Source organism: Vibrio sp. D173a (assembly GCF_030248475.1).
This window is the reverse complement of sequence record NZ_JAHGAH010000196.1, coordinates 1-24087: the sequence shown is the minus strand read 5'-3', so window position 1 is coordinate 24087 and position 24087 is coordinate 1. Positions and strand designations below refer to the sequence as shown.

Sequence of the window (24087 nt, the reverse complement as noted above, 5' to 3'; positions counted from 1 at the left end):
ACCAGTGTTGTGAAGAGAGTTAACCAGATTGTATGCAGCGATTTTAAGTGCATACCTTTTCCCATGTGTTTGATGAAAATTATGAAACCCCTTCGATTCTAAAGGTTAACCTTAGGGGAAGGTCAATATTTTATTGCCATTCTTATCAAAATAGTAGCGTTCACCAGTTTCTGCACAATCGAGGGAGTAAAACGTTTGTTGAGTTCTTACTTGTGATACTTCGTGACAGAAGTGCTTTCTTTTTATGACACGAAAAAAATGTGGTTTATAAGTTTTGTATCACACCGCCTTGTCTTGCAAATGTTTATCCTTATAAAATGCATGGTTTTACTTGTGCAGATGTGGATTTGCTTTGCTGCGGAGGTTGTATGATAGAAATTGTCATCGATGGAAAATATAGAATTGTAGAAGAGGGGCTGACCCTTCTAGAAGCAGCAAAAGTGTGTGGAGTTGAGATTCCATCACTGTGCGGAATGAACAAAAGTAATGAAAAAGTACCGTGCGACTTGTGTGTGGTTGAAGTTGAAAGCGGCGGTACTAAGCGCGCGTGTGAACTTGAAGTTTACTGTGGCCTTAATGTGGTCACGCAATCAGAACAACTAAGCGAGCATCGCAAAAAAGCCTTAAACCGCATCATGACGGACCATTACGCCGACTGTGAAGCACCATGCAAAACCGCTTGTCCTGCGGGTGTGGATATCCAATCGTACCTTTATCACATCGCACAAAACGATCATCAAAAAGCGATTGAAGTGATTAAGCGTACGCTTCCTATGCCGTTATCGATTGGTCGTGTGTGCCCTGCATTCTGTGAGAGCGAATGTCGCCGATCTTTAGTCGATGAGCCTATCGCTATTCGTCAGCTAAAACGTCATGCCGCGGATGCGGATTTGTCTGCGCATGAAGCCTATGTACCAGAAAAGAAACCAAGAAAAGGTTTGAACATTGCCGTCGTCGGCAGTGGTCCTGGTGGTCTAACGGCTGGCTACTACTTATCGAATGAAGGCTACGACGTTACTGTATTTGAATCCATGCCAAAAGCGGGCGGTTGGTTGCGTTATGGCATCCCAGAATACCGTTTGCCAAAAGACATTCTCGATAAAGAAATCGAATTAATGTGCCGTAATGGCATGCAAGTTCACACCAATCAAAAGCTGGGTGTGGATTTCACGCTTTCTCAATTGAGTGAAGAATATGACGCAGTGTGTTTGGCTGTCGGTGCGTCTCAAGCGGTTGAAATGCATTACACAGGCAGCAATCTTGAAGGTTGCTACTTAGGCGTTGATTACCTTAAAGATTACGTGACTGAGCAAAATTACGTTACGGGTCAGAAAGTCGCAGTGATCGGTGGTGGTAATACGGCAATTGACTGTGCTCGTACTGCGCGTCGTGCTGGTGCAGAAACCACGTTAATTTATCGTCGTACCCGTGACGAAATGCCAGCAGAAGACTACGAGATTGTCGAAGCGGAACACGAAGGGGTGAAATTCCACTTCTTGACCAATCCTGCAGAAAACCTTGCCGATGAAACCGGACGCGTGAGTGCGGTTCGCCTAGAGCGCATGGCGTTGGGTGAGCCGGATGCATCTGGTCGCCGAAGCCCGAAACCAACCGGCGAGTTCTTTACCGAAGAGTTCGACACCGTGATTGCGGCAGTCTCGCAGAAGCCAGATCTGAGCTTTTTAGAGGGCGAAGATTTGTCGATTCCACTTACGCGTTGGAACACCTCTGATGCAGATGAAAAGACCATGCACACAGGCACGGGCAACATCTTCAGTATTGGTGATTTCCGCCGTGGTCCAGCAACGGCAGTTGAAGCTGTGGGTGATGGTCGCGTTGCGGCAAAAGCCATTGACCTATTTTTGAATGGCGATATGGCGGATATGCCAAAGGCGGCGTTCAACTCGCGCAAAGAGAAGAAACTCTCTCAAGTCGATCCGCTTCACTTCGAGAACATCCAGAAAGTCGCTCGCTCTATCATGCCTGAATTGACTCCAGCACAACGTGAGCAAAGCTTCGCTGAAGTGGAGTTGGGCTTTGATAACGAAGAAGCGATGAAGGAAGCGGCGCGCTGCCTTGAATGTGGCTGTCAGGCCAATACTGATTGTGCGCTGCGTGATTACTCCACCGAATATGAAGCTGAGCAAAGCTTTGACTTCTCCTTGCAGATTAAATCACATCAAGATTGGTTAGTTCTTCGTGCGAAAGACTTGCGTCATAAGTACGAAGTTGACCGCAGCTCTGAGTTTATTGAGTTTGATGCCAACCGCTGTATTAGCTGTGGTCAGTGCATCCAAGCGTGTCGCGACAAAGCCGTGCACGGTGTGCTGAACTTTGTGTGCGACAAACAAGGTCGTCCGGCATTACGTCCTGACGATCGTCCACACTTTGGAAGTAACAAGAATGGCTTAACCCTGATGGGCGATTCGAACTGTGTGCAATGTGGCGCATGTGTTCAAGTGTGTCCAACAGGCGCGATGGTCGATAGTCGTGACCGCTCGCAAGGTCGTACCGAAGATCTGAAAGCGGTCGACACCATTTGTACATACTGCGGTGTGGGTTGTAAGTTGACCATGTTCGTGGACGAAGCAACCAACACGATTCGCTACGTGAAGGGCGGGGACTCGCCGGTGAACCAAGGCATGCTGTGTGTGAAAGGGCGCTTTGGTTTTGATTTCATTGGCAGTGAAGAGCGCCTTACCACGCCATTGATCCGTAAAGATGGTTGGCTGCAGCCTGCAAGTTGGGAAGAGGCAATCCAACTCGTCGCGAGTAAGTTCTCTGGCATCAAGCAAGATTTTGGCAGCAACGCATTAGCGGGTTTCTCTTCAGCGAAAACCACCAATGAAGACAACTACGCATTTCAAAAATTTGTCCGCCGTGAACTAGGCACCAATAACGTCGATCACTGTGCGCGTTTGTGTCACGCATCGAGTGTGACGGGTCTTGAGGCGTCACTCGGTAGTGGTGCAATGACCAATGACATCCCAAGTATTAAGCACTCGGATGTGATCTTTATTATTGGCTCGGATACTACATCTGCACACCCGATCATCGCTTCACACATCAAACAAGCAATTCGTCACCACGGCGCTCGCTTGATTGTGGCTGACCCGAAACGTGTCGATATGGCAGAGCATGCTGAACTGTATATGGCGCACCGTCCGGGTACGGATGTGATGCTCCTAAACGGTGTCATGCAGCAGATCATCAAGAACGGTTGGTACGATCAAGAGTACATCGAAGAACGTGTCGACGGCTTTGATACCTTACTGCAAGAGGTGATGTCGCCAGCTTACAACCTCGATAAAGTGGAATTGGTTACAGGTGTTAAAGCCGAAGACATTCAAGCAATGGCGCGTATGATTGGCACGGCAGATCGTACCGCTGTGTACTACTCGATGGGTATTACTCAGCACACGACAGGTCATGACAACGTGCGTTCTATCGCTAACCTGCAATTACTGTGTGGCAACATCGGTATTGAAGGTGGTGGCATCAACCCGCTACGTGGTCAATCAAACGTGCAAGGCGCGTGTGATATGGGTGCTTTGCCAAACAGTTTCCCGGGTTACCAAAAGGTATACAACCCAATTGTGCGTCAGAAGTTTGCGATTGAATGGAACGCGCCAAATCTGCCTTCTGAGCAAGGTCTAACCCTGACAGAAATCATTGATGCGGCTTGCCATCGTGACGTTCGTGGTATGTACATCATGGGTGAGAACCCAGTATTGAGCGACCCGAACCAAGCGCATGTGATTGAAGGTTTAGAAGCACTCGACTTCTTGGTGGTTCAAGACATCTTCCTAACGGAAACTGCGCAATACGCGGATGTGGTTCTGCCTTCTTGCTCGTTTGCAGAGAAAGCGGGGCACTTCACAAATACGGAGCGTCGTGTTCAGCGTGTGAATCCGGTTGTCATAGCGCCGGGTGAAGCGAAAGAAGATTGGTGGATTATTCAAGAAATCGCTAATGCCATGGGCAGTGATTGGGATTACCACTGCGTGTCTGATATCACCAATGAAATCGCACGTGTGACACCTCAATACGCCGGTCTTCGTTGGGATGCCATTACGCCAAACGGTGTGCAATGGCCGAGCAACAAGAACAACCCGGCAGGTACTCGCATCATGCACCAAACCCAGTTTACTCGTGGTAAAGGGCAAATGGTGGGTGTACCGTTCCGTTATGCGGCTGAGCTGCCAGATGAAGAGTACCCACTAGTGTTGACGACAGGTCGTGTGCTTGAGCAGTTTCACACCGGTACTATGACGCGCAAAACCAAAGGGTTGGATAATCTTGCTGGTCCACGAGCGATGGTGAGCGTGGAAGACGCAGAAGCGCTGGGTATCAGTAATGGTCAGCGTTTGAAGGTGTCTACACGTCGCGGCAGCATTGAGATTGATGCTTTTGTGACGAAGCGCATTCAAAAAGGTGTAGTGTTCATTCCATTCCACTTTGTTGAATCGCCAGTCAACCGCCTAACGACAACGGCAACTGATCCGCATGCGAAGATCCCAGAGTTCAAGGTTGCTGCGGTTAAAGTGGAAGTGAGCGAGAAAGTGCGAAACGCAGAGCCTGTAACGGAAGCGGTTCATTCCATTTAAGCCAATCTGTTTAGATACAGTTCAGCGACGCACTGGCGAGTTAGCAAACTGCATATAAGCTTATGATATGTAATCGCTAAACGAGTCGTGCGTGTGCTAAGAGTCATTAAATGGATTTTGTTGTTTCTACCGGCATCAATTTGGCTGGTGGCAAGGCAATCTCATGATATTTGGTGGGCGGAGAATCTAACCTCGATTCCCGCTCTCCTTTTATTCGCCTACCTAGCTTTTGCTTTGGTACTTTTGGTTTGCCGTCACTGGGTGAAGGCACTTACTGCAATCGCGATCAGCGGTGCTTTTGTTCCGTTCCTCTTACCCACTCAAATCACAAACAACCAAACCTGCGAAAATCCGCTGACGATAGTTCAATTCAACCTGTTCTACGAAAATCCAGACATCAATCAGTTCATTAATTACTTGCTTAAACACCCTGCAGATTTGGTGGTGATGCAAGAGCTCTCGCCTCAAGTGGGGGAGAAGCTTCATCTTCTCAACGACATTTATCCTTTCTATTATGGCGGCCAGCGCGGTGTTGGTTACCCGTCAAATCAGATGATTTTGAGCCGTTATCCTTTGGAGCCTGTTTCTATTTATCACACCCCAGATGGTCAAGAGGTGATTCGAGCAACATGGCAAGTGGACAACCCAATTACCTTAATGACGGCGCATCCTCCATCACCAAGAACCGAGCCGCTGTGGCAACGCAGAAATGCGTTGATTCGAACCATAGAAACCCTTACCGAATTGTACCCAACATCGGAAATGATTGTGATTGGGGACTTCAACCTTTCTGCTGCGAGCCCGAGGTTTGATGGGCTGTTCTCTCGTTTCCAATCCCGACCAGTGGCCAGTTGGCCAACATCGATAAAAGGAGTATCAGTCCCATCCTTTGCCATGATTGGGATTGATCACCTTTGGCTTAAGTCAGAAAACTCAAATCGGATGATCTGCTCAAGAGCATCGACAAATCAACCGAATGGCTCTGATCACAGGTTGGTGACGACTCTAATCGGGCAATGAGTTAGTACTTTCTATTGGCAAAGTGTCTAGTTATTTAGAATTAGGTTAAACCAAGCGACGGCTTGTCATGGAATTGACTGACTCTGACCGTCGCTTGTTATTTGTGTGAATTCTTTAACCTAAACTTCATCCGCTTTCTATACTGAAAAAGAAGCAAAGAAAAAAATTCATAACGATAAGAGGCAACTTGCATCACAAGAACTACCTCAGCAGTGTTAATACTAATCTTAATGAGCGCCTATTTTGCCTATAACCGTTTTTACGTTTATCCGCAAAAGTTACAAACACAGGCGGAATCGATGCTGATCCAAATGGCCAACCGTGAAGAGTGGCTTGACGTACATGAGATGATGGAACGTGTAGAAGCGCACAAGGCGCATCTGGAGCTGAACGCAGACATTACCTCAACCAGCGGTAAACGGGCGTGCAGCGAAGGGTATATTACCTACAGCGACCACAGCCGAAACGTCTGTAAACAAGTGGTGTTCAACTTCAAAATCAATTCGCTAAGGAGTTATAGCATTTCAGATCTGCATGACTGCTCTTTAGGTGAGTATTACTGATTTCGCTATGATGATTGAATGATTCAATAAAAACGCCTCCAATTCTGGAGGCGTTTTTAGTTCTGGAGTCTGGTAGGTTAATCGAGTGACTTCTTGAAGCGAAGTGAAGCAACAAAGAGACCGATAACGGTAAACCCAAGCAGCCAAAGCGTATCGCGCCAAAGCTCCATCAAATCTGCACCACGTAACACCACACCACGAATAATGCGCATAAAGTGGGTAGCAGGCAGGGCTTCTGATATCCATTGTGCCGCAACGGGCATCCCTTCATAAGGGAACATAAACCCTGATAATAAGATTGATGGCAGAAGAATAAACACTGTCATCTGCATCGCTTGTAGCTGCGCCGTCGCAATGGTGGATATCACCAAACCTAAGGTTAAACTCGCGGCGATAAATAACAGCGTGCCAAACAATATCTGACTAATGGCACCGTTTATCGGTACATCAAATATCCAGTGACCCAAGCCGAGAATGATGAAGACTTGAATCAAACCAACGAAGATGTAAGGAATGATCTTTGCCACCATCAGCTCGATAGAGTGGATGGGTGTGGTAATCAGTAACTCTAGATTGCCACGCTCCCGTTCACGAACAATGGCAGCACTGGTGAACAAAATCATCGTCATGGTCAGAATCACCCCCAATAAACCGGGAACAATGTTCACCGCCGAGCGCCGACTCGGGTTGTAATACAGCGCAACTTCAAAGGTTTTGGTTGGGGCAGGGCGTATCTCAAAATCAAAATCCGTTAACGGCATGCTTTGCAGTGAGAGAATCGCTGAGCTGATCATGGTGTCTGAACCATCCACAATCCACTGGCCAAGCTCTCTACCTTGCACCATGCGTTGGGTTAGGTCGCTAGGCAGAATTAAAGCTGCTCGCACCAAACCGTCTTGAATGGCTTGCTCAGCCTCTGATGCGGTAGCGAAGGTTTCGACCACATCGACCACTTGCGTGACTTTGACGGACTCGGTGATCACACGCCCAGCAGTACTGCCACTTTGATCGACGACGCCAACGGGAATGTTGCGAATATCGGTATTAATGGCAAAGCCGAACAGCAGGAGCTGAATCAACGGGATCATCACGACCATGCCAAAGGTAATGCGGTCACGTGAAAGCTGACGGATCTCTTTGATCATTACCGCTTTCATACGAGCAATAGATTTCATCATTGGCGACCTTCTCCCGTCACGCTGACAAAAACATCTTCCAAGCTAGGACGAGCAATGTTCATCTCGCAGCCATCAAGCTCAGGAAAAGTTTGGGTTAACCATACGATCGGTTGTTCGATGTGCTGGTGGATCAAAATGCGTAAGCGAATGCCGAGCTGTGCGGCTGAGCGTACCTCTTCACGCTGAATGACTTTCTCTTTTAGCTCGCGTAAGTTATCCGCTTTGACTTCGACGATGTTAACGCCCATTTGCGCCATGAGTTCTTCTGGCTCACCATCGGCGCGGATTTCACCCGCTTCCATAATCGCCAGACGATGACAGCGCTCTGCTTCATCCATGTAGTGCGTTGTGACCAAAATCGTCGTACCTTGGTCAGAGAGATCAAACAATTGCTCCCAGAAATCTCGTCGGTTCTCTGGGTCAACCGCAGATGTGGGCTCATCGAGAAACAACAGCTCTGGTTTGTGCATGGTCGCAGCGGCGAGAGATAAGCGTTGTTTCTGGCCGCCACTCATTCCGCCGACGCGCAGTTTACGCAGTTGGTCTAGACCGTAGGTGGATAGTTGTTCTTCGATGCGAGCTTTCAGCGCCTTGGTTTCCATTCCAAAGATTTGTCCAATAAACTCAAGGTTCTCTTGAACCGTCAGATCATCATAGAGGGAGAACTTTTGTGTCATGTAGCCAATCTTGAGGCGCAGAAGCTCAGATTGTTTTGGGATCTCTAGCCCGAGTACATCGACATTGCCCTCACTTGGGCTAAGCAAGCCAGTCAACACACGAATGGTTGTCGATTTACCACAGCCGTTCGGGCCAAGAAAACCATAAATACTGCCTTTGGGTACATTGAGTGTGATGTTGTTGATGGCGGTGAAGTCACCAAACTTCTTCACTACATTTTCAGCTTGAATCGCGAATTCGGTCATTGGCTTACTCCACCAAATCCACTTGCGCTGTAATACCCGAAGGCAAGGATTGTGCGGAGTCTTGAAGGTCGACTTCTGCTAGGTACATCAAACGCGAGCGTTCTTCCTCGGTAAGCGCGAAATAAGGCGTGAATGAAGGCTCGGTCGCAACCCAACGAACGGTGCCGCTATATGGCTGCTCAACGCCATCTACATGCACGCTAACCGTTTTACCCGGCACAAAGTCGACTCGATAGTTAGCAGGAACGTAAACGCGAGCGTATGGGACGCGGCTAGCTTGTATTACAGCTACCACGCCATTGACAGGGACGCGTTCGCCAAGGTTAAACGGTAGGTTATCTAACAAGCCATCTCGCGTGGCGGTGATGGTGAGTTCTGCCAGCTTCTGGTCTTGCAATGCTACATCAGCTTTTGCTGCCATGAGTGCGGCTTTCGCTTGTTCAATATCTTCAGGGCGAGAGCCAGCGGTCAGTTTGCTGAACTCTTCTTGTGAGGAGTCTAGCTCTGCACGGGCAGAATCTCTGGCTGCTAAAGCGGTGTCTTTTTCTGATTGGCTGATGAGCTTTTTACGAACTAATTCCGCTTTACGTTGGTAGTTCTTTTGTGCTTCAACCAATTGAGCTTCCGCTCTGGCAACACGCGCTTGCGCTGCGGCAATGTCTTCTGGTCGCTCACCATTGGTCAATTTCAAAAGATAAGCGTCAGCCTTTGCTTGTTCGGCTACGGCGTGAGCTAAAACGGCTTCTTGGTTCTTTGTATCGAGCTGAACCAACACTTCTCCTTCGGTGACTTGGCTGCCTTCCTTGATGGGTAGGGCTCGAATTATCTCGCTAGAGGTTGCAGTAAAGGTTACGCGGTCACGCTCTAGTGTACCAAGGGCTTGCTGTCCGTCATCTTTGGAACAGGCAGTTAAAAGAGTCAGGGCTAGGGTGCCAAGAATGATTCGCTTCATCATGCGACGCTTCCTCTGAGAAGTTGAGCTCGAGTTCGTATCAAGCTATAGAAGAGTGTGGGACTGCATTCAGTGTAACGTGAGTCAGTTTTGTCCGGCTAGGAAGTTAATTCCTTCAATATTCATCAATTGATTAATTATTGAAACTGGCCTCACTCTTGAATGCGTCTCTAAGAATATTCTCATTCAAATATAGTGGGTTACCGTGATGTTGGTGGGATTAGGAAAGATAAATTAAAGAATCGAGACAAGGATCAGGTTTACTGTGCACGCGTAAAGAAACGGCTAGATAAAGTAAAGCCCGATGCTGAACATCGGGCTTCATTGTTTGAGTTTTATAGCCAAGACTTAAGGCATCTAAATCACGTTGGTTTAATCACCAAGAGGCTGTCTTTCCAAACCGCCACGATAAGAATCGAGAGCAACTTTGAGTCGACGAAGTTTATCGCGCGAGCGTCGCTTATGATTAACGGCTAATGCCATCGAAAGTACATCAACCAAAGCCAACATCGCGTAACGAGAAGCCGATGGCTTGTAGATGAAATCCGTCTCTTGGTGCTCAATAGGCAGAACCAAATCGGCTTGCTCAGTCAAAGGAGTGTCTTTCGGAGTAATCACAATGACTTTTACGCCGTACTGCTTGGCTAATTGCGCGGTTTCTATGATGGCAGGGGTATAGCCAGTGGCTGAGATCATCACCAACACATCGTTCGCTTCTGCCAGAGGGCATTGCGACTGATCTTGTCGAGATCTTCCCAGCTCAATTGCCGGGTTTGTACATGGTGCAGACCGACCAAGAAGGCGAACGCAGCTTTCTATACTGGCGTGACAGTGCAGCCGTTAAAAGTTACTTCTCTACCTCTTCGCTCAACAAATTAGAAGCCGAGATTGCGAACCGAGAGCTGGATTATCTCTACCTAAGTGGCATCAGCATTGCGATTCTAAATGACGATAGCAAAGTAAGGCTTAAAAAGGCGTTAAGTCAGCTCTCACAAGCTGGAGGCAAGGTTATCTTCGATAACAACTTCCGTCCTCAACTTTGGTCTGCAGCAGAGGCAAAGTATTGGTACAGCCAAATTCAACCTTTAGTCGACATTGCACTTATCACTGAAGACGATGATGTCTTGGTATGGGGTGAAGAGGAAAGTGCCGAGCAGCGCTGCCTTCGCTTTGGTTGCCAAGAAATCGTGATTAAACGTGGCTGTGAGCCTTGCAAATTGGTTTGGTCGCATGGTGATGACAAGCAAAGCGCATACGTAGCGGCCGAGAAGGTTGTCAAAGTAATCGACACTTGTGCCGCTGGCGATTCATTTGCTGCTGGTTACCTTGCTGGCCGATTGACCGGACAAAGTTGCGAGCAATCTGCCCAACTCGGTCACGCACTAGCAGCAACCGTTATTCAATATCCTGGCGCGATCATTCCAAATGACGCCATGACTCATCTAATTCGATAATTTCCGAGAACGTATTATGTCCCAAGCAATGATTCAGCAACTTCAGCAATTTAAAGTTATTCCTGTTATCCAAATCAATAAGGTTGAGCACGCGATCCCACTAGCGAAAGTGTTAGTAGAAAACGGTCTGCCAGTTGCGGAAGTGACGTTTCGAACAGAAGCCGCTGCCGATGCGATTAAAGCCATGCGCGATGCTTACCCGCAAATGTGCATCGGTGCTGGTACGGTACTGACGCCAGAGCAGATTACCCAAGCAAAAGACGCGGGTGCAGAGTTTATTGTCGCGCCGGGGTTGAACCCCAATACCGTGCGTCGTTGCCAAGAAATCAACATGCCGATCGTACCGGGTGTGAACAACCCAAGTCAGGTTGAGCAAGCACTAGAGTTGGGTTTGAACTTCCTCAAATTCTTCCCGGCAGAAGCGAGCGGTGGTATCGCGATGGTGAAGTCACTACTCGCACCTTATGTTGATGTGAGTCTGATGCCGACCGGCGGTATCGGTAAAAGCAACGTCAATGATTACCTAGCTTTCGACCGTGTGGTTTGCTGCGGTGGTACTTGGATGGTTGCGCCGAGCTTAATTGAAAACGAACAATGGGACGAAATTGGCAAGCTGGTTCGTGAAGCAGTAGAGCTGGTCGCGTAACTCAAACAGAGCTCTTTTACCCAAGTCACCAGACCCCATTAAATAGCGTGACTTGGGTTGAACAATTATAGGGTCTGTTGAACTTTCGAGCTGATTTTTGCAGCGAATTGTTGGATATTTATACAAGGCAGAGACTTTGCTATGTAGCTAGCCTACATGAGAAGTCGATAACGCAGTAGAAATGACCAACAAACGCAGCCCAAAGGGTTCGGCTAGGCGCCCCCGACTAAAATCGTTTTATGCTTTGTTAAGGAGTATTTGCTTAGAATGACTAGGCGGCACACTCCTTGCCGCGCCTAAAACGATTTTGACAAGGCGTCCCCATCCGAACAAAATTTAACCGCGAAAGATCAACAGACCCTAGTAACAATAGGATGGCGCGGATGAACAAAGGTACATTAGCACTACTCATTTCAGGTTTAATCACAATTCCAACGGCAGCAATGGCGATGACTCCCAACACCGATCTTAACCTAATGCCTTACCCACAAAATGTGGAGTGGGGCAGGGTAAAATCACACTGGATAAATCCTTCAGCATTTACATCAAAGGCTACGATTCACCGCGCGTGCAGTTCAACGCCAAGCGCACCATGGATCGTCTATATCGCCAAACCGGCTTACCAATGTTGAACTGGCATGCTGAGTCGGAAAAAGAAGCGACTCTGGTGATTGATATTCGTAATGCGCCTAAGTCCGAGGTGCAAGACATTCACAGTGAGAAATCGTATCAACTTGAGTCGCGTAATGGTCAGATCATTATTCGCTCCGAACGCCCTTACGGTGCTTTCCATGGTTTAGAAACCTTCTTGCAGTTAGTGACTACGGACGCTAGTGAATACTTTGTGCCTGCGGTGTCGATTCAAGATGAGCCGCGTTTTCCTTGGCGCGGTGTTTCTTACGACACTTCCCGTCACTTTATCGAACTTGATGTGCTCCTTCGCCAACTCGATGCAATGGCATCAGCAAAAATGAATGTCTTCCATTGGCATATTTGGGATGACCAAGCGATTCGTATCCAGCTCGATAATTACCAAAAGCTGTGGCAAGACACCGCAGATGGTGATTATTACACCAAAGATGAAATTCGCCATGTAGTGAATTACGCGCGTAACCTTGGCATTCGAGTTATCCCTGAAATCTCTCTGCCGGGACATGCTTCGGCAGTAGCCCACGCTTACCCTGAGTTGATGTCTGGTATGGGGGAGCAATCTTATCCGCACCAACGTGGCTGGGGGGTGTTTGAGCCGTTAATGGACCCGACCAACCCTGAACTTTACAAGATGCTGGCGAGTGTGTTTGACGAAGTGGTTGAGCTCTTCCCTGATGAGTACTTCCATATCGGCGGCGATGAACCAAATTACCAAAAGTGGAAAGACAACCCGAAGATTCAGCAATTCATCAAAGACAACAATCTGGATGGTGAGCGTGGTCTGCAATCGTATCTGAACACCAAGGTTGAACAGATGCTGGAACAGCGCGGTAAGAAGATGACTGGCTGGGATGAAATCTGGCACAAAGACCTTCCAACCTCGATTGTGATTCAAAGCTGGCAAGGGCACGACAGTATAGGTCGTGCGGCAAAAGAGGACTACCAAGGCATTCTCTCAACTGGCTATTACTTAGACCAACCGCAGCCAACCAGTTACCACTATCGCAATGACCCAATACCGAAAGGAATCACCGTTGATGATCAACTCCATCAAGGTGAGAAATTCGCGACTTATGATTGGGTGAAACCGCGCAACAAAGGTGGTCTACGTACAGGTAATCTGACCATTATTGAAGCGACAGACGGCAGTTACCGTGCGTTTACCGATTACAACGGTAAGTCTCGCGAAGAAGTGTTCATCATCGAGTATGTGCCAGGTGTGAAGTTTAAAGGCCACTTCGATAACTTTATGTCTTACACCGAATTCAACTATGACTTTGCAGACGGCAAGTTGAAAGACACCAGTTACCAATTGATTGGTAATGTGCGTTGGCCTGCGACTGGAGAATTGGTCGCGAGCAGTGGCATAGAAGGGAGTGTCATTCCTGAGCCGAACGGGGGCTATCCGGCTGAGCTGACCGAGAAAGAACAGCAGCTAATCTTAGGCGGAGAAATCACCATTTGGGGTGAGAACCTCGATTCAATGACCATCGAGCAACGCTTATGGCCGAGAAGCTACGCGATTGCTGAGCGTCTATGGTCGAGTCAAGACCTGACCGATGAGCGCAGCATGTACAAGCGCATGAAGGTGATGGATACATGGTCTGAGATTTCGCTTGGCTTACGCCATCATGCCGATGCCAATATGATGTTGAAACGTCTTGCTAATGGTGCAGATGAAACGCCGCTACAAACGTTAGCGAAGTACATCGAGCCGGCTCAATACTACGCTCGTCACTGGGAGAAGTGGATCTCTAAGCCAAACGAGGGTGATTTGTACAACCAGTATGAGCGACTAAACCGCTTTGCGGATGCATTACCAGTAGAAAGCCTAGCAGTGTACGAGATGAAAGATTTGGTCGCAGCTTATGCTCAAGGTGATAAAACCGCGTTGGATGCGTTGGCGATACATTATCAGAGCGTTAAGTTAGCGGCGCAGCAAGCCAAACCTATTTTCGCGGTCAACGTAGCGTCGCTAGAAACGGTGCCAGTTGCAGAAGCCGCAATCAAAGTTGCCGATTTAGGTTTAACCTTGATTGAGCTTGCTAAGCAGGGCAGTGATATTAGCCAATCTGACGCTGAAGCGTATCAACGCATTATCAATGAAAATGCAATTATTTTTGATGAAACCATTGTCGCCATAGTGTCACCAACTGAGTTGTTGCTTCACACTTTAACCGATTGATAACTAAAAGGGATTGCCGCCTGTTAACGCAGACGGCATCTTATCGGTTAAGCACTCTTCTATCTCCCAAAGGTTTCCCCATGATAGTAAATGGTCACTTACATTTTTATGTAGGCACCTATACCGATTCACCAAGCCAAAGCCAGGGTATTGCGTGTATTTCTCTCGATACTGCAACTGGCGCATTAACGCTCATCAATGAACATGTTCCAGACGCAGTAAAAACGGTTCGTAACCCTTCTTACCTTGCGCTCAAAGGAGAGGGTTTATATACCTTTAATGAAGTCGATCGCTTGGCAGGTGCAGAGCTGATATTTGCTGAAAAAACAGACAGCTATGCATTGCCAATTGAAGGTGATTACCCTTGCCATATCGACATTAAAGAACCGTTACTCTCTGTTGCAAACTACGGTTCCGGCAATGTAAGTGTTTACCAACTTGATGAGCAAGGTAAGCCTTTGAAATCCATTGCAGAATTGTATGTAGAGGGCAATGGACCCAATATTGACCGTCAAACTTCACCTCATGCCCATCAAGTCACTTTTCTAAAGCACTCCGCTCAATTGGCTGTGGTCGATTTAGGCACAGACCGTGTTCACTTTTATGACTACGGCAATGATGGTGAGACAGTTAAGTTTTCACTTTCTCAAAGCATCGCTATGCCTGCTGGTTCTGGACCTCGTCATTTGGTCTTCACTCGTGATGAGTCTGTCGCGTACGTTGTTTGCGAACTGTCCGAAACGCTGGTGGTACTTCGCAAGCAAAACGGACAATGGAATCTGACTCAGCAAGTTAAACTGCTAGCCGATGAAGAAAACAAAGAAGCGGCGTCTGCGATTCGTCTCTCTGCGGATGAGCGTTTTGTCTATGTCTCTTGCCGTGCGCAAAATCTGATCAGTACATTTGATGTAACGAGTAATACTCCGGTTCAAATTACGGCGTCCGATTGTGGTGGCGCGTTTCCAAGAGATTTTGTTTTATCCCGTGACGGGCAGTGGATGCTCGTTGCCAATCAACATTCACATAATGTCGCTAGCTTCCATAGGAATCCGGAGACTGGCGCTATCACTCCAACCGGATATTCGTGCGACATCGGTGCGCCTGTGTGTTTGGTTGAGAAGTCGTAATTAAGAGAAATAACATGACAATTCATCGTATTAATCCATGCAAACGTTGGTCTGATGTAACGGTATTCAATGGCATCGCCAACTTTGTTGAAGTGGTGGAAGCTGACACCACTGCGGATATGAAAGGGCAAGTACAACAGATTTTCGACCAAGCCGAGCAAATGCTAGCCAGTGTTGATAGCGATAAGTCGCGCATCTTATCTGTGACGATTTACGTGACAGATTTCGCTAACTTCGATGCCCTTAATGAAGTGTGGGATGCGTGGTTCCCTGAGGGATGCGCACCGAGCCGTGCTTGCGTCAAAGTTGAATTGGCGAATCCTGAGCTGTTGGTAGAAATGGCGTTTGTTGCTGCTGCGGGTGAGAAGTTCCAATAGTTCGATATCACTCTACTTAAACCATTAAGCCCAGCGTTATCCTCAAGCCTTGTGTTATATAGCTCAATAACGCAGGGCTTTGTTTTATTAGGCTAATCAGCATAAACGAAATAGGTCGCTGATAAGCACGAAATTGAAAATATTACTCAAAGTGTCACTTGTTGGCTTAAAATGACCGTTATTGATACTTAATGAAAGGTTGCTATTTCTTTTGGGGCATACACTTATCCCGAACTTAAGAAATAGGAGCATCATCATGAAAGCAATCACTACATCGGTTTTGGCATTAAGCTTATTGGCAGTGGGTTCAGCTCAAGCATTTGAGTTAACCAGTAATGACATCCAAGAAGGCCACCCAATGACCAAAACGTTTGAATATAACAGCTGGGGCTGTGATGGTGGCAACCAGTCTCCACAGCTGATGTGGAAAGATGCGCCTGCAGGCACAAAAAGCTTTGCAATCACGGCTTATGACCCAGATGCGCCTACTGGCAGTGGTTTCCTGGCACTGAGTTGCGTTTAATATTCCTGCTAACGTGAATGAACTTCCACGCGGTGTGAACATTGAGAAATTGGGTGGTAAAGAGTCTCGTATTGATTACGGCACCGTAGGCTTTGGTGGTGTTTGTCCTCCAAAAACGGACGGTATGCATCGTTACCAGTTCACAGTATGGGCGTTGCCAACGGCCAAACTAAATCGTGATGAGAATACACCTGCGGCGGTGGTTGGCTTTACACTAAATAGCATGGCGCTAGACAAAGCAAAACTGACGGCAACTTACACGCGCTAAGGTGCGACAGAGGCGAAAGCAAGGGGAAATAATGAGTCATCAATATCAAATTACGATATTTCGTGCAGAGCAGTTACAGAAGCTGCGCAATGTGAGGATTCATTCCCCAAGCATTATTCAGATCATTACGGGTAGTAAGCGCCTTTTCTGGAAGGAATCGGCGCTGGATATTTCCCATTCTGAATTACTACTTTGCGAAGCTTCTGCATCACTGAGCTTTGAGAACTTGCCACAGAAAGGGAAGTTTCTCTCCAGAATGTTTAGCTTCCATTGCTTACCGACGGACGCAATGCTTGAATTGAGCATGCGTGTCGGAACAGGGGATGAATCGCCGAGATTAGCTGCAGATAACTCGTTACATGAGACGTTAAACGCGCTGTATGCTTTTGAACAACATGGTATGAGCAAAGAGACACAAACTTTTTGGGTCATAGGTTTATATCAGCAGCTTGCGGAACGTGGAGCATTACACCACCTGTTTGTTAGCTCAAACATCACATTCAGCCAAAAATTGAGTCGTTACTTATCCTTCTCTCCTGGTGAAGAACATTCGTTGGAAGAGGCTGCTGAACGATTTGCCATGAGCCGGGCAACCATGATCCGTAAACTCAAGCAAGAAGGGACTCAATATCGAGAGGTGTTGGCAGAAGTACGTTTAAATCATGCATTGTATTTAATGCAAAATGGCCACTATAACGTTGCGATGTTGGCTCAACTTTGTGGCTATCAATCGGAAGGTCGTTTTAGTCAGCGTTTTAAAGGTAAATTCGATCTTACCCCGAGTGATTACATCAAAACGGTGGTGATAAATTAAGCCGAACCTTGGAAAGTGGCCTATGCGCGCTTGACCGGACGGAATGATGGTGAAGCGGAAGAATCTGCGACAGCTAAATCCGATAGAAGCTGTTGTAGCAATTCAGAAGCATGAACGTTCGCTTTTATTTTGTCGACATCACTCCAGCTCTTGCTGTTCTCTTCTTCAAGGTATTTAATTGTCTGTTGTGAAAGCTTGAGAACAGCATGCCACTTCAGTTTTTTATATTCTAAATTCATACTCAAACTCCTATGTGAATGATTAATTTAAAACATTGTTCAAAACTTTGAGTTAGCAAATAGGAATTTGTTAATAAGCCTATGCCTAGAGCGGATATAAAAAAGCGCCCATCGCTTTAACGACGGGCGCTCTCAAGTCACTATAACGTATAGTTATTTGTAGTATTTCTTCTTCATTTTGAGTGCTACGTTCACCAAAGCAATCAATACAGGCACTTCGATCAGTGGACCAATGACACCAGCAAAAGCTTGGTCTGAGTTTAGGCCAAACACCGCGATAGAAACCGCTATTGCCAATTCAAAGTTGTTGCCTGTTGCCGTGAAAGCAATCGATGCGTTTTTGTCGTAGTCGATGCCCATTTTCTTACCAACGAAGAAGCTGACAAAGAACATCAACACAAAGTAGATAGCCAGTGGAATTGCTACACGGAATACATCCATTGGCAGTTCAAGAATCATTTCACCTTTCAAGCTGAACATCAGTACGATGGTTGCAAGCAGGGCGATAAGCGTAATCGGTGAAATGCGTGGGATGAACACGTCGTTGTACCATTGTTCACCTTTCGCAGCGACTAGCCATTTACGGCTTAGGAAGCCCGCTAGGAATGGGATACCAAGGTAAATCAGAACGCTTTCCGCGATGTCCATCATCGAGATATCAACCACGAAACCTTCGTAACCAAAGACTGGTGGCAACACAGTGATGAACAACCATGCCATCACACTGTAAGTCACGATTTGGAAAGCGCTGTTTAGTGCAACTAGGGCTGCGCCGTATTCTTTGTTACCGCCACCGATATCGTTCCAGACAAGCACCATCGCAATACAACGAGCAAGACCGATCAGAATGATACCAACCATGTAACCCGGATGATCACCTAGGAAAGTCAATGCAAGGATGAACATCAAAATAGGGCCGACAATCCAGTTCATGACCAAAGACAGCGTGATCGCTTTTTTGTCTTTCGTCACTGTACCTAGCAGGTTGTAGTTCACCTTTGCGAGTGGCGGGTACATCATCAAAATCAAACCAATCGCTAGCGGTACGTTTGTGCTACCAACTGACATTGACTCGTTCCACTCAGCAACTTGAGGGAATGCTGCGCCAATACCTACACCGATTGCCATTGCAACAAAAATCCACACCGTTAGGTAACGGTCCAAGAAGCTCATTTTGTCGCTGGCACTATTTAAAACTTGAGTAGTCATAGTGTTCTCTTATTTGTTTATCGTCGAAAGGCGATAGTTAAAGGTATAGTTTATCTCTGCACGCCTGACCAGCGTGCAAAGGGAATTAATCAAATAACTTGGAAAAGCCTAGATTGAACTGATCAAACGCGTCGCGTTGAATGCGGTAACACACCTTAGGTGGGTTTGGCTCGGCGCTGATAAAGCCTGCTTGCTTTAAAATACGCAAGTGCTCGGAAACAGTAGATTGCGCAAGACCGAGTTCAGAAACCAAATCACTATTCAAACAACCGCCCATGGTATCGAGCGTGTGCAGGATATGCAGAATGCGCAAACGTGCTGGATGGGATAAAGCTTTCGCTTGTGCTGCTAGAGTTTGTTCTTTCTCGAGCTGTTGTTGCGTTGTCTGAAAAACAACTTCGCACTTGTCGTTGCATTTATCACTCATTCGCAGGCCTTAATAGTTAATCGTCGAATTGCGATAAAGTGTACGCCTGCTCTGTGGAAGATGCAACAATTCGATGAAAAAACTAATCGGGAAATAACGATAAATAAAAGGTTGAAAAAATATCTCTTTTAAAAACAGTGGTATAATCAAAAGTTCATTAGGTTACTAAAAGTTAACTAATTGCATTGTATTTCTAGGTTACCATAATAAACCACATCCGACGCACAATGGTTATCGCGTCATATTGTGAACTTATTTAAGGATAATCCTATGAGCAACGTACTGATCATCAATGCACACGAACCATCACCATATTCAGAAGGTCGTCTAAATGCTTCTCTTGTTGATAAAGCGCAGACGCTTCTGCAAGCAAAAGACCATGACGTTCGCGTTGTGACAATGCAAGATGAGATCAACGTAGATGAGCAACTCGCACACTTTGAATGGGCTGATCGCGTGATCATCCAAAGCCCAATCAACTGGATGTCTGTGCCTTGGTCATTCAAAAAATACATGGACGATGTTTTTACTGCGGGTATGGGCGGCGCTCTGTGTGCTTTCGACGGTCGTAGCGCAGAAGAACCAAAGAAAAACTACGGTACAGGTGGTACGCGAACCAACACTAAGTACATGCTTTCACTGACATTCAACGCACCAAAAGAATCGTTTGATGATGAGAACGAATACCTGTTCCAAGGTAAAGGTGTCGATGATTTGATGTTCCACATGCACGCTAACTTCCGCTTCTTTGGTATGTCAGCACTGCCGACATTCGCTAGCTACGATGTGATGAAGAATGCGGATATCGAAAATGATTTTACACGTTTCGAAGCGCACATTAACGAAAACTTCTAATCCTTTTAGAAACATAGTGTGAACTGAATGATGAATTGAGATGGACTGCTGCATGCGGTCCATTTTTATTTGTTTGCGGCGAGGTGACGTTTTTATTACTCTAAAGCACTAAATGTATCTAGCTTACTTTTCGTTACCTAGATTAGGTGCGTATCTTGAGGTGTATTGTGGAAAGCAAAATCAGTGTAGATAGCAAAGGTCGTAAGTCAGTGACGAACGTATGTGCGGAGCCATGTGCTATCGAGAAAGGGATGCGTCTAATTGGTGGTAAATGGAAAGGCTCTTTGATTTTTCATTTGAAAGATGGCCCAGTTCGTTTCAATGATCTGGCACGCATGCTAGGCGGCGCAAGCAAAAAGATGATCGACCAACGCCTTAAAGAGCTAGAAGCGGAAGGTATGGTGGTGCGCAAAGTGATTAGCGACCGACCAATTGCAGTCAGCTATGAGCTAACAGAGTTTGGCCGTACCGCACTTAAGATTCTTGATGATTTGCGAATCTGGTCTGAGACTCACCAGATTGAGTTGCGTAAATAACGCAGCCTGTTGTATTTCATCATCGCTTAACGGTTTAAGCCAATAAAAATGCCAGCATATCGCTGGCATTTTTTATGTTTGATGGTTGTCTGAGACTGATTAGGCGTAATCCGCTTAGTAGTCCAACGTACCACGGATAGGGTAGTTGTTGTCTGGATTACGAATCCAAGCCAAACCACGTGATAGCGCGCCAAGCTCTGGGCGAACAAACGGGTTGTTTGAAATATCCACCACGTGCAAATTACCGTGTTCATTCACTACAAACAGGCCTGGTTCTGCGAAGTTATGGTCAGTCTCTTGTTCTGAACGAGGCAGTGAAATGTACAGACCCAATGTTTTCATTTGCTCTTCGGTTAGGCCGTAAGCAATCGGGAAGCTGATTTCGAGTTTTTCTAGATGCCCCTCAAGCTGCTCTTTTGAATCGCCAGAAACCGCAAGAATATCAACGCCTGCTTCTGCGAACGCTTGCTTGTAGCCCTCTAACTCATTGAGGTATTTGGTACAAAGAGGACAGTGTTTACCACGATAAACGAATACCGCTTGCCAAGTCGCATCACCTTGCGGCTGACCTAACGTCACGCTTGAACCATCTAGCAAGGTTGCTTGAAGAGAAGGGAAGCTGTCGCCCGCTTTAAGTTTCACTGAAGTTTCCATAATGACTCCCGAATTGGTGGTATATATCCATGGATTCCCCTTCTCAATAAAAGCGATTGTGTAGGGGAGGAGACTTCAATGTAGACCCAGTTTTATGGCATTTCAACTAGTTAACTTTTGGTAACCTAGACAATGAATGGCAAGAAAAAGAAACAGTTAGAAGAGGAAAGCAGAACTTAAAGATACAACAAAGTGGGGGTGTAGTATCAGGAGCTAAGTTCTGCTTTGATTTGTCCGTTATGTTATGACCAATTCAATAACTCTTTCATGTTTAGTAGCGCGATCACTTCCAACTTGTTTTTTGATTGAGCGATACGCTGTTGGAAATAAGCAGCCATCTTAGGCCACGCTTTTGCAGGTCTTTTATGGATTCGCATGATATTTCCTCCTTCGTGTTGACAGGGTCAGTATGCGAAGAAAAGGGGAGCTGAAAAAGAGAGCAGATTTCTGTGCTTTATTCCTAGTTAGCCCCAGAAGGTGCGCTAACTCACCGATTTTTGCGTTAGTGAGGGTAAAAAGGGGAACAAAGTGTTTGGAAGTTTTCTTATTTTCTCTCGGATAAGTTGAGTAAAATAAACCTATCTCCACTTTTTGAGGATGCGCAGTGTCTGATCTCAACTTGTTCCGCTACTACCAACGACTGACACCATTAGGTGTTGGTAGTGAAGTCAAAACCACGTTGCAGGAAGTGGCAGATTTGCTGTTCACTTCTCCTCGTCATGCGCGCAGCTTGTTGTCACAAATGCAGACGCTCATGTGGTTAAGTTGGCAGCCAAAAGCGGGCCGCAATCAGCGTTCGACATTGCTCCTAAACATAGAGTTAAGCGCGCTAAAAGAGAGCCTAGCTCTGGAGCGCATTAAGCTGGGTAAGTACGAAAAAGCACTGGCGATTCTCGATGAAGACGAAACTGCATTTGGACGTTTGCTCAAAACCACTTCAGGTGCATCGGTTCAAGAAGGTCGACTGAATATCCAGCTGACTTATAAGCGTATGTTTGAACGTATCGTCCCTCACCAACTTCACCGCAGCAGTGAGCGCTTCTTTCTGCGTCAAATCTATTGTTGCTTGGTATCGAGTGACTACAACGGTGTGGTAAAGCCAGAGTTGGCCCACCATTGGCGCTACGATGAGGATAACTTTGAGTGGACATTTTACCTTCGCCCCGGTCTAACGTTTCATAATGGGGCGCCGATTGATGCTGATACCGTGGTGAGTCTATTTGCCAAACTGAGTTCGTTGGAGTATTACCAGAAAGAGCTGGCTCACGTTACCGATATCACTGCGCCAAACCCTCTTAAAGTAGTGTTTACCCTGAGCAAGCCAGATTTGGGTTTTGCAGGGCTTATATCTGGGGTGAAATACGGCATTCAACCCGTTAGCCAAGTAAACGTAGCCAACAACAACTTGGTGATTGGTAGTGGCCCGTTTTCGGTGATTGAGCACAATGCGAATCGACTAAAGCTAAAAGCTTTCGATGCTTATTACGCCTGCCGTGTACTTACCGACATAGTGACGATTTGGATCGTCAACGATGAGAAAATGGAGAACCCTTCACTCACTGGTAGTGTGCCTATCAACGTTAGCGAGACTTTATGTGGTCATTATGTTTCGACTCAAGATGACAAAGCCCCTCATGATGGTCAACACACTCGAACTGAAGATGGTTGCTTGTTTGCTCTGTTCAACCATCATGCTAAACAGCCTTTGTCTCGTGCTCAGCGCCGTTATATTGCAGAGTTGATTCAACCTGAGCGTTTGGCAGAAGCGATGCGAAAAGAAAATACAGTGTTTCGCAGCGTTCCTGCTTCCAACTTACTACCTAGTTGGAAGCCCGTTTTACGTCCTTTTGGGGACAGAACCAAGTTACCGAAGACCATCACTATCGCGGGTTACAACTACACTGCGCTTCGTCGCTGTGCTCGTGCTATTTCTTCTCTCCTGGCATTGGAAGGCTGTAAAGTTGAGACGATCATGTATTCCTACAGAGAGCTAAATGAAAAAGCGGAAAATGGAACGCTAGACGAGACGCTGGTGGTGACTAACACCACTTCTGATGACAGCCGTCATGTCTCTGCTTTTACTAACTTCTTTAGCAATGATGTTTTGTACCATACATTAGGTGAAGAAAATGCGCAGTGGCTTGATGAGCAGTTGGAAAAGGTGAGGTCGTTGGTTCCCCTTGAAGATTACTTAGTTGCGCTTGAGCCTATTGCTTCAACACTGGTCAGTGAATACTGGATCGCACCAATGTTCCACCATACTCAGACACTGCGTTTCCAAGGTGTTTTAGAAGACGTCGCTCTCACTAATTGGGGGTGGCCGGATATTCGATCAGTGTGGTCAGCAGATTAGTGAAATTCGCGTCCTTCTAGGTCTGTATTAATACATACTTCGATATTGTGTATGTAAATTCGTTACAGCGGTGACTCTACCATAACAAACTTGCGTTCGGCTCTAAGTGGTGCAAACCAAGTATTCTCGTATTTGAAATAGCTCTGTCCGTTGACGACCACCGTTTCTTTAGTGTGAGGCAAGGAGTCTACGATTTCACCGATTTTGTAAGGACTTGGCTCTGGTTTCGGCACTGGTGGTTTTTGATGCACTCTTGCAGTGTTTGATCTTATTGGTGGCGCGACGGTTTGCCTCGACGCCGAAGCATCACTTACCGCCGAAGAAGTCCCTACATGATTATCACGTAAAATGGTGTAGTTACCGCTTGGTGGATAACGAACATACACATAGCGGACACCATCACGACGGTAATAGGAATCATGAATGATGGCATAGGTGACGCCAGCGAAAACGGCGAAGGTCGCAATGCCCACTAAATCACTGTGATAATAATAGTAACGCCCGCGACTTACGAATCCCCTCATAA

At 46.6% G+C, this 24087-nt stretch carries 19 protein-coding genes and 4 pseudogenes; 13 read left to right on the top strand and 10 right to left on the bottom strand.

All coding sequences use genetic code 11. From position 1 onward, the window contains the following. Positions 1 to 368 precede the first annotated feature (368 nt). The 3 genes from fdhF (at position 369) to KIV40_RS19060 (ending at position 6190) form a co-directional block, all read left to right on the top strand. Positions 369 to 4607, top strand: coding sequence for a formate dehydrogenase subunit alpha (gene fdhF / locus KIV40_RS19070; RefSeq protein WP_285350766.1), 4239 nt, complete (start codon positions 369 to 371; stop codon positions 4605 to 4607). Positions 4608 to 4700: 93 nt separating this feature from the next. Beyond that, on the top strand, positions 4701 to 5627 hold the full coding sequence (locus KIV40_RS19065; protein ID WP_134977593.1) for an endonuclease/exonuclease/phosphatase family protein: 927 nt from the start codon (positions 4701 to 4703) through the stop codon (positions 5625 to 5627). Between the two features lie 230 nt (positions 5628 to 5857). Next, positions 5858 to 6190 (top strand): hypothetical protein, encoded by a 333-nt coding sequence (locus tag KIV40_RS19060; RefSeq protein ID WP_285350772.1) that lies wholly within the window; start codon positions 5858 to 5860, stop codon positions 6188 to 6190. Positions 6191 to 6267: 77 nt separating this feature from the next. On the opposite strand, the gene KIV40_RS19055 is transcribed toward KIV40_RS19060, so the two are convergent. The 4 genes and pseudogenes from KIV40_RS19055 to KIV40_RS19040 all read right to left on the bottom strand — a co-directional run. Then, a complete protein-coding gene (locus KIV40_RS19055) occupies positions 6268 to 7365 on the bottom strand; it encodes an ABC transporter permease (RefSeq protein WP_285350770.1) in 1098 nt (365 codons plus the stop codon). After that, positions 7365 to 8291 (bottom strand): ABC transporter ATP-binding protein, encoded by a 927-nt coding sequence (locus KIV40_RS19050; protein ID WP_228174177.1) that lies wholly within the window; start codon positions 8289 to 8291, stop codon positions 7365 to 7367. Before KIV40_RS19050 ends, KIV40_RS19055 begins: the two co-directional genes overlap by 1 nt. Positions 8292 to 8295: 4 nt before the next feature. Beyond that, entirely contained in the window at positions 8296 to 9246 is a 951-nt protein-coding gene (locus KIV40_RS19045; protein ID WP_375164869.1) for an HlyD family secretion protein, read from the bottom strand. 369 nt (positions 9247 to 9615) lie between these two features. Continuing rightward, a pseudogene (locus KIV40_RS19040) lies at positions 9616 to 9963 on the bottom strand (MurR/RpiR family transcriptional regulator); the annotation flags it as partial. Here KIV40_RS19040 and KIV40_RS19035 point away from each other — a divergent pair. From KIV40_RS19035 to KIV40_RS19005, 7 genes and pseudogenes are all read left to right on the top strand, one after another. Beyond that, entirely contained in the window at positions 9930 to 10697 is a 768-nt protein-coding gene (locus KIV40_RS19035; RefSeq protein ID WP_285350768.1) for a sugar kinase, read from the top strand. The pseudogene KIV40_RS19040 and the gene KIV40_RS19035 sit on opposite strands and share 34 nt — an antisense overlap. Before the next feature lie 16 nt (positions 10698 to 10713). After that, positions 10714 to 11343: a bifunctional 4-hydroxy-2-oxoglutarate aldolase/2-dehydro-3-deoxy-phosphogluconate aldolase gene (locus KIV40_RS19030; protein WP_285350763.1), complete on the top strand. Its 630-nt coding sequence runs from the start codon at positions 10714 to 10716 to the stop codon at positions 11341 to 11343. Positions 11344 to 11726: 383 nt separating this feature from the next. Next, positions 11727 to 14179: pseudogene (locus KIV40_RS19025) on the top strand (beta-N-acetylhexosaminidase). Between the two features lie 80 nt (positions 14180 to 14259). Next, positions 14260 to 15306, top strand: a complete 1047-nt coding sequence (locus KIV40_RS19020) for a lactonase family protein (RefSeq protein ID WP_285350762.1) — start codon at positions 14260 to 14262, stop codon at positions 15304 to 15306. Between the two features lie 14 nt (positions 15307 to 15320). Further along, the gene (locus tag KIV40_RS19015) at positions 15321 to 15683 is read left to right on the top strand and encodes a RidA family protein (protein ID WP_285350761.1); all 363 of its coding nucleotides are present in this window, start codon (positions 15321 to 15323) and stop codon (positions 15681 to 15683) included. Positions 15684 to 15939: 256 nt separating this feature from the next. Next, positions 15940 to 16474 (top strand): annotated as a pseudogene (locus KIV40_RS19010) (YbhB/YbcL family Raf kinase inhibitor-like protein). Positions 16475 to 16505: 31 nt separating this feature from the next. Beyond that, positions 16506 to 17288 carry a helix-turn-helix domain-containing protein gene (locus tag KIV40_RS19005; RefSeq protein ID WP_285350760.1) on the top strand — a complete coding sequence of 261 codons (783 nt, stop codon included), beginning with the start codon at positions 16506 to 16508 and terminating at the stop codon, positions 17286 to 17288. Positions 17289 to 17308: 20 nt separating this feature from the next. On the opposite strand, the gene KIV40_RS19000 is transcribed toward KIV40_RS19005, so the two are convergent. From KIV40_RS19000 to KIV40_RS18990, 3 genes are all read right to left on the bottom strand, one after another. Further along, positions 17309 to 17527, bottom strand: coding sequence for a hypothetical protein (locus KIV40_RS19000; RefSeq protein ID WP_012129800.1), 219 nt, complete (start codon positions 17525 to 17527; stop codon positions 17309 to 17311). A 153-nt stretch (positions 17528 to 17680) separates the two neighbouring features. Beyond that, complete coding sequence (gene arsB / locus KIV40_RS18995) at positions 17681 to 18736, bottom strand: ACR3 family arsenite efflux transporter (protein ID WP_005435488.1); 1056 nt, start codon at positions 18734 to 18736, stop codon at positions 17681 to 17683. A gap of 85 nt (positions 18737 to 18821) precedes the next feature. After that, positions 18822 to 19163: a helix-turn-helix transcriptional regulator gene (locus KIV40_RS18990; protein ID WP_012129799.1), complete on the bottom strand. Its 342-nt coding sequence runs from the start codon at positions 19161 to 19163 to the stop codon at positions 18822 to 18824. Between the two features lie 270 nt (positions 19164 to 19433). Here KIV40_RS18990 and KIV40_RS18985 point away from each other — a divergent pair, with 270 nt between their 5' ends. Together KIV40_RS18985 and KIV40_RS18980 are read left to right on the top strand one after the other, a co-directional pair. Continuing rightward, complete coding sequence (locus KIV40_RS18985) at positions 19434 to 20018, top strand: NAD(P)H-dependent oxidoreductase (protein ID WP_012129798.1); 585 nt, start codon at positions 19434 to 19436, stop codon at positions 20016 to 20018. A 167-nt stretch (positions 20019 to 20185) separates the two neighbouring features. Continuing rightward, positions 20186 to 20554, top strand: coding sequence for a helix-turn-helix domain-containing protein (locus KIV40_RS18980; protein WP_005425099.1), 369 nt, complete (start codon positions 20186 to 20188; stop codon positions 20552 to 20554). A 114-nt stretch (positions 20555 to 20668) separates the two neighbouring features. On the opposite strand, the gene KIV40_RS18975 is transcribed toward KIV40_RS18980, so the two are convergent. After that, positions 20669 to 21208, bottom strand: coding sequence for a redoxin domain-containing protein (locus KIV40_RS18975; RefSeq protein ID WP_285350757.1), 540 nt, complete (start codon positions 21206 to 21208; stop codon positions 20669 to 20671). Between the two features lie 242 nt (positions 21209 to 21450). Further along, the gene (locus KIV40_RS18970) at positions 21451 to 21585 is read right to left on the bottom strand and encodes a hypothetical protein (RefSeq protein ID WP_005425107.1); all 135 of its coding nucleotides are present in this window, start codon (positions 21583 to 21585) and stop codon (positions 21451 to 21453) included. A gap of 227 nt (positions 21586 to 21812) precedes the next feature. Here KIV40_RS18970 and KIV40_RS18965 point away from each other — a divergent pair, with 227 nt between their 5' ends. Next, entirely contained in the window at positions 21813 to 23561 is a 1749-nt protein-coding gene (locus KIV40_RS18965) for an SgrR family transcriptional regulator (protein WP_285350755.1), read from the top strand. A 62-nt stretch (positions 23562 to 23623) separates the two neighbouring features. Here the strand turns inward: KIV40_RS18965 and KIV40_RS18960 are convergent. Beyond that, positions 23624 to 24087, bottom strand: a pseudogene (locus KIV40_RS18960) (DUF6515 family protein); the annotation flags it as partial.

Coding starts and splice junctions, on each gene's coding strand:
- KIV40_RS19060 (WP_285350772.1), top strand. CDS start 5,858: ATGAGCGCCTATTTTGCCTATAACCGTTTTTACGTTTATCCGCAAAAG.
- KIV40_RS19055 (WP_285350770.1), bottom strand. CDS start 7,365: ATGAAATCTATTGCTCGTATGAAAGCGGTAATGATCAAAGAGATCCGT.
- KIV40_RS19050 (WP_228174177.1), bottom strand. CDS start 8,291: ATGACCGAATTCGCGATTCAAGCTGAAAATGTAGTGAAGAAGTTTGGT.
- KIV40_RS19005 (WP_285350760.1), top strand. CDS start 16,506: ATGAGTCATCAATATCAAATTACGATATTTCGTGCAGAGCAGTTACAG.
- KIV40_RS19000 (WP_012129800.1), bottom strand. CDS start 17,527: ATGAATTTAGAATATAAAAAACTGAAGTGGCATGCTGTTCTCAAGCTT.
- KIV40_RS18990 (WP_012129799.1), bottom strand. CDS start 19,163: ATGAGTGATAAATGCAACGACAAGTGCGAAGTTGTTTTTCAGACAACG.
- KIV40_RS19015 (WP_285350761.1), top strand. CDS start 15,321: ATGACAATTCATCGTATTAATCCATGCAAACGTTGGTCTGATGTAACG.
- KIV40_RS19045 (WP_375164869.1), bottom strand. CDS start 9,246: ATGATGAAGCGAATCATTCTTGGCACCCTAGCCCTGACTCTTTTAACT.
- KIV40_RS18975 (WP_285350757.1), bottom strand. CDS start 21,208: ATGGAAACTTCAGTGAAACTTAAAGCGGGCGACAGCTTCCCTTCTCTT.
- KIV40_RS18970 (WP_005425107.1), bottom strand. CDS start 21,585: ATGCGAATCCATAAAAGACCTGCAAAAGCGTGGCCTAAGATGGCTGCT.
- arsB (WP_005435488.1), bottom strand. CDS start 18,736: ATGACTACTCAAGTTTTAAATAGTGCCAGCGACAAAATGAGCTTCTTG.
- fdhF (WP_285350766.1), top strand. CDS start 369: ATGATAGAAATTGTCATCGATGGAAAATATAGAATTGTAGAAGAGGGG.
- KIV40_RS19020 (WP_285350762.1), top strand. CDS start 14,260: ATGATAGTAAATGGTCACTTACATTTTTATGTAGGCACCTATACCGAT.
- KIV40_RS18985 (WP_012129798.1), top strand. CDS start 19,434: ATGAGCAACGTACTGATCATCAATGCACACGAACCATCACCATATTCA.
- KIV40_RS19030 (WP_285350763.1), top strand. CDS start 10,714: ATGTCCCAAGCAATGATTCAGCAACTTCAGCAATTTAAAGTTATTCCT.